Origin of the sequence: Actinoplanes sp. NPDC048791 (assembly GCF_040650095.1) — a bacterium.
Classification (GTDB): domain Bacteria; phylum Actinomycetota; class Actinomycetes; order Mycobacteriales; family Micromonosporaceae; genus Actinoplanes.
On the sequence record NZ_JBEZGQ010000327.1, the window covers coordinates 1 to 8,073 of the forward strand.

Annotated in this window: 12 protein-coding genes; 5 read left to right on the top strand and 7 right to left on the bottom strand. The window is 71.9% G+C overall.

Going from position 1 to position 8,073, the window contains the following annotated elements; genetic code table 11:
- On the bottom strand, window positions 1-296 hold a 296-nt coding region (locus AB0C29_RS22965), incomplete at its 3' end, for a hypothetical protein (RefSeq protein WP_360823421.1).
- A gap of 111 nt (window positions 297-407) precedes the next feature.
- On the opposite strand from AB0C29_RS22965, the gene AB0C29_RS22970 reads away from it, so the two are divergent.
- Both AB0C29_RS22970 and AB0C29_RS22975 read left to right on the top strand, forming a co-directional pair.
- On the top strand, window positions 408-749 hold the full coding sequence (locus tag AB0C29_RS22970) for a YciI family protein (RefSeq protein WP_360823424.1): 342 nt from the start codon (window positions 408-410) through the stop codon (window positions 747-749).
- A complete protein-coding gene (locus AB0C29_RS22975; protein WP_360823454.1) occupies window positions 737-1,948 on the top strand; it encodes an RNA polymerase sigma factor in 1,212 nt (403 codons plus the stop codon). The genes AB0C29_RS22970 and AB0C29_RS22975 overlap by 13 nt, the downstream gene beginning before the upstream one ends.
- Here AB0C29_RS22975 and AB0C29_RS22980 read toward each other — a convergent pair.
- Both AB0C29_RS22980 and AB0C29_RS22985 read right to left on the bottom strand, forming a co-directional pair.
- Entirely contained in the window at window positions 1,917-2,378 is a 462-nt protein-coding gene (locus AB0C29_RS22980; RefSeq protein WP_360823427.1) for a DUF427 domain-containing protein, read from the bottom strand. The two genes, AB0C29_RS22975 and AB0C29_RS22980, sit on opposite strands and share 32 nt — an antisense overlap.
- A gap of 4 nt (window positions 2,379-2,382) precedes the next feature.
- Window positions 2,383-2,676, bottom strand: coding sequence for a hypothetical protein (locus tag AB0C29_RS22985; protein ID WP_360823430.1), 294 nt, complete (start codon window positions 2,674-2,676; stop codon window positions 2,383-2,385).
- A gap of 48 nt (window positions 2,677-2,724) precedes the next feature.
- Here AB0C29_RS22985 and lipB point away from each other — a divergent pair, with 48 nt between their 5' ends.
- Window positions 2,725-3,357, top strand: coding sequence for a lipoyl(octanoyl) transferase LipB (gene lipB, locus AB0C29_RS22990; protein WP_360823433.1), 633 nt, complete (start codon window positions 2,725-2,727; stop codon window positions 3,355-3,357).
- On the opposite strand, the gene AB0C29_RS22995 is transcribed toward lipB, so the two are convergent.
- From AB0C29_RS22995 to AB0C29_RS23005, 3 genes are read right to left on the bottom strand one after another with little or no spacing between them, the layout of a single operon-like run.
- Window positions 3,326-4,105 carry a TIGR02452 family protein gene (locus AB0C29_RS22995; protein WP_360823436.1) on the bottom strand — a complete coding sequence of 260 codons (780 nt, stop codon included), beginning with the start codon at window positions 4,103-4,105 and terminating at the stop codon, window positions 3,326-3,328. The genes lipB and AB0C29_RS22995 overlap by 32 nt on opposite strands.
- A gap of 12 nt (window positions 4,106-4,117) precedes the next feature.
- Window positions 4,118-4,747, bottom strand: coding sequence for a hypothetical protein (locus AB0C29_RS23000; protein WP_360823439.1), 630 nt, complete (start codon window positions 4,745-4,747; stop codon window positions 4,118-4,120).
- 10 nt (window positions 4,748-4,757) lie between these two features.
- Complete coding sequence (locus AB0C29_RS23005) at window positions 4,758-5,495, bottom strand: NAD(P)H-dependent oxidoreductase (RefSeq protein WP_360823442.1); 738 nt, start codon at window positions 5,493-5,495, stop codon at window positions 4,758-4,760.
- Between the two features lie 90 nt (window positions 5,496-5,585).
- On the opposite strand from AB0C29_RS23005, the gene soxR reads away from it, so the two are divergent.
- Together soxR and AB0C29_RS23015 are read left to right on the top strand one after the other, a co-directional pair.
- Window positions 5,586-6,011 (top strand): redox-sensitive transcriptional activator SoxR, encoded by a 426-nt coding sequence (soxR, locus tag AB0C29_RS23010; protein WP_360823445.1) that lies wholly within the window; start codon window positions 5,586-5,588, stop codon window positions 6,009-6,011.
- Between the two features lie 123 nt (window positions 6,012-6,134).
- Window positions 6,135-6,971 carry a hypothetical protein gene (locus tag AB0C29_RS23015; protein ID WP_360823448.1) on the top strand — a complete coding sequence of 279 codons (837 nt, stop codon included), beginning with the start codon at window positions 6,135-6,137 and terminating at the stop codon, window positions 6,969-6,971.
- Between the two features lie 7 nt (window positions 6,972-6,978).
- On the opposite strand, the gene AB0C29_RS23020 is transcribed toward AB0C29_RS23015, so the two are convergent.
- Window positions 6,979-7,953, bottom strand: a complete 975-nt coding sequence (locus tag AB0C29_RS23020; RefSeq protein ID WP_360823451.1) for an NAD(P)H-quinone oxidoreductase — start codon at window positions 7,951-7,953, stop codon at window positions 6,979-6,981.
- Window positions 7,954-8,073: the final 120 nt, after the last annotated feature.

Consider the following 8,073-nt stretch of genomic DNA (forward strand, 5'->3'; position numbering starts at 1 on the left):
GCCGCCAGGGCCGGCGGGCTCTCCACCGCCACGGCCGGCGCGGCGGCCGGTGCGGGGTTCGGCAGGCCCATGGGAGTTTCGACGGATTCGAGAACCGGCGTGCTCACGGCGAGCGCGAGGGCGCCGGCGGCCAGGACGCGGCCGGTGGACGGACGGGACAGCGAAGCCTCCGAGTTCGGCCCGGGGCTCTCACGCGAATCCCAATTCGGTGCGACGGATGGTGCCGTCGTGCCGGTTGTCATCCGTGAAACGGCGACAATGGGAACCCAGGCGATATAGGTAATTCCGTCGACCATGCCAACACACATTCGGCGCCACGTGATGAAGAACCGAAAAAAAACGCTCCCGGAGTGTCGCGCCGAGCGTGCCCCGAACGTGTATATGTCATCCATCGTGAGGAGGAAAACGTGAAGACATACCTGCTCAGCATCTATCAGCCGGACGGACCACCACCCGCGCCGGAGGCACTCGAACCGGTGATGGCCGAACTGGCGGCAATCGCTCAGGACATGCAGGACGCCGGCGCTTTCGTGTTCTCCGCCGGGTTGTGCCCGCCGAGCTCCGCCACGGTGATCCGGGCCCGCGACGGCGATGTGCTGCTCACCGACGGGCCCTTCCTGGAGAGCAAGGAGTTCGTCGGCGGTTTCACCGTCATCACCGCCCCGGACCTGGACGCCGCCCTGAAGTGGGGCGAGCGGATGGCGGCGGCCACCACCCTGCCGGTGGAGGTGCGGCCATTTCAGACCTGACCGACGTCTTCCGGGCCGAGTACGGCCGCGCGGTCGCGGTCCTGACCCGGGTCCTCGGCGACCTCGACCTCGCCGAGGAGGCGGTGCAGGACGCGTTCACGGTGGCCAGCGCGAAGTGGCCGGCCGACGGCATGCCGCCGAGCCCGGCCGGGTGGATCATCACCACCGCCCGCCACCGGGCCGTCGACCGGTTGCGGCGCGAGTCCGTCCGGGCGGCGAAGGAGGCCGAGGCCGCCATGCTGGTCCCGTCGTCACCGGCCGAGGAGGAGACGGACCAGCTGCGACTCATCTTCACCTGCTGCCATCCCGCGCTGGCCCAGCCGGCGCAGGTCGCCCTCACGCTGCGGCTGCTCGGTGGACTGAGCACCACGGAGATCGCCCGGGCGTTCCTGGTGCCGGAGCCGACCATGGCCCAGCGCATCGTCCGGGCCAAGGGCAAGATCCGGGACGCGGGCATCCCGTACCGGGTGCCCGGCGACGCCGAGCTGCCGGGCCGGCTGCGGCCCGTCCTGGCCGTCCTCTACCTGATCTTCAATGAGGGGTACGCGGCCGCCACCGGCCCCACGCTGACCCGCGACGACCTGTGCGCCGAAGCCGTGCGACTGACCCGTCTGCTGGCCCGGCTGATGCCCGCGGAGCCGGAGGTGCAGGGCCTGCTTGCGTTGCAGCTGCTCATTCTCGCCCGCCGCCCGGCTCGCACCACTGTGGATGGCGCGATGATCCGGCTCGCCGATCAGGACCGGTCACAGTGGGACCCGGCACTGATCGCCGAGGGGCAGCGGATCGTCCGCGAATGCGTACGTCATGGACAGCCCGGGCCGTACCAGCTGCAAGCGGCGATCAATGCCGTGCACAGCGCCGCACCGAGCGTGGCCGCGACCGACTGGCCCGCGGTCGTGCAGCTCTACGACCAGCTCCTGACCCTCACGCCCAGCCCGGTGGTGGCGCTGAACCGCGCGGTGGCGGTGGCCGAGGTGTCCGGTCCGGCGGCCGCATTACCGCTGGTGGAGGCGCTCGACCTGGGTCAGTACCACTTGTTCCACGCGGTCCGGGCCGACCTGCTCAGACGGCTGGGCCGGGCCGAGGAGGCGGCGGCCGCCTACACCCGGGCGGCCGAGCTGACCGGCAACGCCGCGGAGGTCGCCTTTCTGCGGCAGGCGCGGGAGCTCACCAGCCCCTCGTCCCCGGACCACCCTTGAACGGTCCGGCGATGTCCGAGGTGATCCAGCCGCCGTAGAAGTCACCCTCCTGCGGGCGGACCAGCTCACCGCCGACCCGGCATTCGTCCACCCGGCTCGGATAGAAGGCGACCGCTCCGGCCAGCTCCGCGTACGCGGGCGACGGCCGCTCGTAGGACCAGGCGGCGTCAGCCACCCGGGTCTCGCCGACGACCAGGTCCCAGTAGCCGGCGGTGCCCTTGAACTCGCAGAACGAGCTGCCCCGGGCCCGTTCGAGGGTGCCGGGGGCGATGGCGTCGGCGGGCACGTAGTAGACCGGCGGGTGCGAGGTCTCCAGCACCCGCCAGCACTGGTCGCTGTCGACCAGAGTCACCCCGGCATGCAGCACGGTGATGCGGGCGGCGCTGCGCTCGAGGCGCGGCGGGCGCGGGTAGTCCCAGACGGATTCCACGTCTTCACGGTACGTCGCTCACCTCGAGCACCCGGGTCGTCGGAGCCGCGTCGCCCAGGGCGTCCCGCAACGCCAGCCGCTGCGGGTCGGCGAGCACAGCCTCCAAACCGGCCCGGGACTCGAACACTAAGATCTGCACCTCCGAGCGGCCGTCCGAGGTGCGCAGCCGGCGTTCGACCGTGCCGCCGTACCGGGTGAGCAGGGCCAGCACCTCGTCCTCGTACCGGCTGCCGGCCTCGGCGTGCCCGGCGGCCATCTCGACCAGTGCCACGATCCGCAGGGGTCCCTGATCCGTCATGCCGGCGAGTATCGCAGCGACGCCGTTCCGCGACGCAGACTGGAGGACATGCAGCGAGTGGACCTCGGCGAGGTGCCGTACGAGCAGGCGATGCGGTGGATGGCGAGCTGGACGGCCGAACGCCGGGCCGGCACCGCACCGGACCGGTTGTTCCTGCTCAGCCACCCGGCCGTGATCACCTACGGGCACACCACCCCGCTGACCGACCTGCCCGACGACCTGGCCCGGATCCCGGCCGTGCTCGCCGACCGCGGCGGCCACGCGACCTATCACGGTCCCGGCCAGCTGGTCGGCTACCTGGTCATCGACCTGCACGAACGCGGTCCCGGCGACGTCGTCCGGTGGCTGGAGAACAGCCTGATCGCGGCCCTGGCCGAGCTCGGCTTCCGCACGATCCGCCGGGACACGCCGAAGGGCTCGCCCAGCCTGGTCGGCGTGTGGACGCCGGACGGCCGCAAGCTGGTCTCGATCGGCATGCGCATCCGCGGCGGCGTGACCAGCCACGGCTTCGCCCTCAACATCGACCCGGATCTGTCCGTCTTCGACTCGTTCGTGGCGTGCAGCCTCGACGACGTGGCGATGACCTCACTGCGGCAGCTCTCGGCGACCGAGGGCGTGCCGATGCCGACCGAGGCGGAGGTCCGCGACGCTATCTTCCGGCAGCTGGAAAAGCAGCCGTGAACTCGTCCCGGTTCGGGCCCAGGACCGCGAAGACGACGTGCTCCATCGGGTGAGCCGTCAGCGCCGCGACGAAAGCCGCCGCGACAGTCGCGGGGTCGTTGCCGAAAACCCCGCAACCCCAGGCGCCCAGCACGATCCGGCGATGACCGTGCGCGGCGGCGACGGCGAGGACCCGCCGCGCCCGGCGGCGCAGAATCGCGGGGACCTCGGCGGCCAGCTCCGGCTGAGTGCCCCGGATGGCGGCGAGATTGGGCGCGGCCGCGGTGAGAAACGTGACCGGGTACGGCGTGAGCAGCGTCGCCTGGTCGTCCCGGAAGACGGGTACGCCCGGTGAGTAGATGACCCGATCGGTGTAAGTGAGCTCGGCCTGGGCCCGGTGGAACGCGTAGAACTCGCCGGCCGCGCGCAGGCACGGATACAGCGCCGAGCTGCGGGCGACGCTCTCCTCCTGGGCCTGGGCTCCGTTGAGGAAACCGCCGCCCGGGCTCCGGGCCGAGGCGAAGACCAGCGCCGCGACGTCACCACCGAGGCGTCGCGCGGCGGCCAGAGTGGACTCACCGGTGACCTCGACGCGCCCGGCCACCGCGGGCCCACTCTCGGGGAGCTCATCGGTGGGCAGGTAGAGCCGGGTGCCGGCGATCGCGGACCCGGCGTCGACGCGCACCCCGGCGCCCTGCGGATCGCGGTACCAGCCCCGCTCGGTGATCTCCACGGTCTCGCGGGCGATGGCCTTCAGTCGTGCGCTCATGATGAGTTCAGGCTAAGCGGTCAGCGTTCGATAGAGGTGGTAGCGGGTGACGCTCTGGGGGCGTACCCCCGGCATGGTCTGGACCTTGTCCCACAGCGGCCCGGACGAGATCCCGCGGCCGGTGGCCGCCAAGGCCTTGCGATGCGCGTCGGCGCTGACCCATTCGGCGTAGTTGAGCACGTGCCGGCCGTCGGTGCTGACGTGGAAGAACGCGCCCAGCCCACCGGCGGGCAGGGCTGTGTCCTGGTCCAGGGCTTCAAAAACCGCGTCGACCCAGGTACGCGCGAGCGCGCCGTCGTCCGTGTCGACCCGCACGGCAACCATCGCGCCCGGGGGCGTGCCGGCGGCGGACCTGCTGCCGCGGTACAGGTGGTACACGATGTGGTCCCGCCCTCTTTCGGGCTGCCGACGAGCAGCCGCCTCGTCCGTCCATTGTGCGTAATCACGCAGCACGTCGCCGTCCGCATCGATGAACAGCGAGTAGGCCAGCAGCCCCTCCGGCCACGGGACGCTTCGCCGGGCGGCAATGACGGCATCCGCGGCGGCGACGAGCCGATCGGCGCTGCCCACCGCCCACTCGCCGGACACCACAAAGCCGGCATCACCACGGGCCGGGTCCGGGAACTCCTCGCCGATTCGCATGATCGCCACCTCAGGCCGTCACGTACGGGCGAGCCTGGTGGGCGTCGCGCAGGGTGATGCCCCACCAGGTGAGGCGGTCCAGCAGCCGGTGCGCGGCAGCGCCCGGTTCGCGCGGATCAAGGGGCCGGCCGTCCGGGCCGAAGCAGGACCGGCCGCCGTGGAAGCTGACCGTGTCCCGCACGGTGACGGCGTGCAGCTCGGCGAAGACCGGTCGCAGGTGCTCGACGGCGCGCAGCCCACCGGACAACCCGCCGTACGAGACGAAGCCCACGGGTTTGGCGTGCCACTCCCTTGAGTGGCTGTCGATCACGGCTTTGAGCGGTGCGGGGTAGCTGTGGTTGTACTCGGGCGTGACGACCACGAACGCGTCGGCCGCCGCTAGCCGCGCGGTGACCGATCCGGCCCCGGATCCAGTCCCGGCCTCGACCCCGGCCCCGGTCCCGGCCTCGACCCCCGCCTTGGCCCCGGCCCCAGCCTCGACCCCCATCCCCGCCTTGGCCCCGGCCTCGACCCCTGCCTTGGCCCCGGCCTCGACCCCTGCCTTGGCCCCGGCCTCGACCCCCGTCCCCGCCTTGGCCCTGGCGCCGGCCCCGGCCCCGGCCCCGGCCCCGGCCAGGTCGATGATCTCGGCGTCCACGTCGGTGCGGCCGGCGGCCTCCCCGGCGAACCAGGCGGCGACGGTGGGGCCGAAGCGGCCTTCCCGGGTGCTGCCGACGATGACGGCGACGCGGAGCGGATGTGCGGACATGAGGTCCTCCTCGGTCGGTGCGGTGACGGCACTGACGCTAAAACCCCAACTAATGTTGAGGTCAAGCAGCGAGCTGGGAGGTGGCGTCGGATGGAGCTGACCGTCGGGGAGCTGGCGGCCCGCAGCGGGGTCGCGGTGTCCGCTCTGCACTTCTTCGAACGCCAGGGCCTGATCAGCAGCCGGCGCACGGCCGGCAACCAGCGCCGGTACCGCCGCGACGCGCTGCGCCGGGTGGCGTTCATCCGGATCGCCCAGCGGGTCGGCATCCCACTGAAGGAGGTGGGGGCGATCTTGGCGCTGCTGCCGGACAACCGGACGCCGAGCCGGGAGGACTGGGCCCGGGTGTCGCAGTGCTGGCAGGAGGAGCTCGACCAGCGGATGCGTCACCTGCAACAGCTGCGGGACGACTTCACGGGATGCGTGGGCTGCGGGTGCATGTCGATCGACCGGTGCCCGTTGATCAACCCGGACGATGAGCTCGGCCGAGGCGGGCCGGGGCCGCGCCGGCTGCTCTGAGCGGGTGATTGCTTCGGGGGATCCGACCTGTCAAAATCGGACAAATCCCCCCGAGGTTTGTGAGAGGTAGTCCTCCTGATGCGCCGTTCCGCCCTGCTTGCCGTTCTTACTGTTGTGGCTTCGGTGCTTCCTGGCCAGGCGATGTCCGCCCAGGCCGCGCGGGGGTCGGCGCATGAAGAGCTCGACGCGGCACCGGCGGCGGTGCAGACGACCCAGAATGCGCCGCGGACGACCCTCGACGCCGCGCCGGCGGCGGTGCGGACGAGCCCCGCTGCGGCGCCGGCGGCGGCGCGGACGAGGCCCGATGCGGTGCCGGCGGCGGGGCCGATGACGCCCGGTGCAGCGCCGGCGGCGGTGCGGATGACCTTTGATGCGGCGCCGGAGCCCGTGGCCAAGGGCGAGGCTGTGAGCCTGACCGGCCGGGTGTGGCGGACCGCGCGCGGCAACCAGGCCCGGGTCGACTTCTACTTCCACGCGAACGGGACCCCGGCGAACTCGTTCACGTATCAGGGCTTCGCGACGACAACGGACGCCGGGCACTTCAGTCACCGGGCCGTCGCACAGACCACCGGCACGTGGAAGGCCGTCTACGCGGGCTCGACGAGCCGCCGGAACGCCGCCCGGCTGGACGCGGTGCAGGTCTTCCAGCGCCGCTCGCGGGAGATCGCCGGCTGGTCGCAGCAGACCGGCGCGTGGCAGAGCCCGACGATCCGGATCCCCACCCAGGACTACAAGGCGATCTTCTCCTGGACGTGCCCGCAGGAGGGCTCGCCGTTCGTCCACCTGGCGTGGACCGGCCAGGGCGGCGGATCCGAGTACGTCCACGGCGCCAAGCCGACCGGCACCCTGACTCTGAACGGGCATGCGGGTGCCCGCAACGGCTTCTTCAAGGTGAGCACCTCGGCCGACTGCACCTGGCGGGTGCGCGTCTTCTCCGGCATCGCTGCCTTCCAAGTCTGAGCCCCGCTCAGGGGAGCAGCAGGATCTTGCCCAGGTGGTCGCTGCTCTCCATCAGACGGTGGGCCGCCGCGGCCTCAGCCATCGGGAACGTCCGGTCGATGATCGGACGGATCGCACCCGCGTCGACCAGCGGCCACACCCGCTCCCGCACACCCTTGACGATGCGCGCCTTGTCAGCGGCCGGTCGCGCACGCAACGTCGTCGCGGACACCGACCCACGCTTGGCCATCAGCGCACCCAGGTCGAGCTCGCCGCGCCGCCCGCCCTGCAGGCCGATGATCGCGATGCGGCCGTCCGGGGCCAGCGCGGCCACGTTCCGGTCCAGGTATTTCGCGCCGATGATGTCCAGGATCACGTTGACGCCCCGGCCGTCGGTGGCTTCTCGGGTCTCCGCAACGAAATCAGCCGACGTGTAGTCGATGGCGAGGTCGGCGCCGAGCGCGCGCAGCTGCTCGTGCTTGGCCTCGCGGGCGGTGACCAGCACCCGGGCGCCCAGGGCTTTGCCGAGCTGGATCGCGAAGGTGCCGATGCCGCCGCCCCCGCCGTGGACCAGCAGCGTCTCGCCCTTGCGCAACCGGGCGATGTCGACCACGTTCGACCAGACGGTGCAGGCGACCTCGGGCAGCGCCGCCGCCTCCTGCACGGACATCTGCCGCGGGATCGGCAGGAGCTGGCCCGCGGGCACGGCCACCTGCTCGGCATAGCCACCGCCGGATAGCAGCGCGCAGACGCGCTCGCCCACGTGGTGGCCGGTCACGTCGGCGCCGACCGCGGTGATCACGCCGGAGCACTCGAGGCCGGGATAGGGCGGCGAGCCGGGCGGGGGCGGGTAATGGCCCTGGCGCTGCATCACGTCGGCCCGGTTGACCGCCGCGGCCGTCACCTCGACGACCACCTCGCCGGCGGCCGGGGACGGGTCCGGCACCTCGGTCCAGACGAGGGCTTCGGGGCCGCCGGGGACTTCGATCGTGATCGCGTGCATGGGTATCAGCTTGCCCGACGCGTACGACAAAAACAGGAGAAGCCGACCAGCACGTCGATGACGTAGTGCTCCCCGGTGTTGACCAGGGTGAACGTCATCGCCAGCGGGTACGCGAGCAGC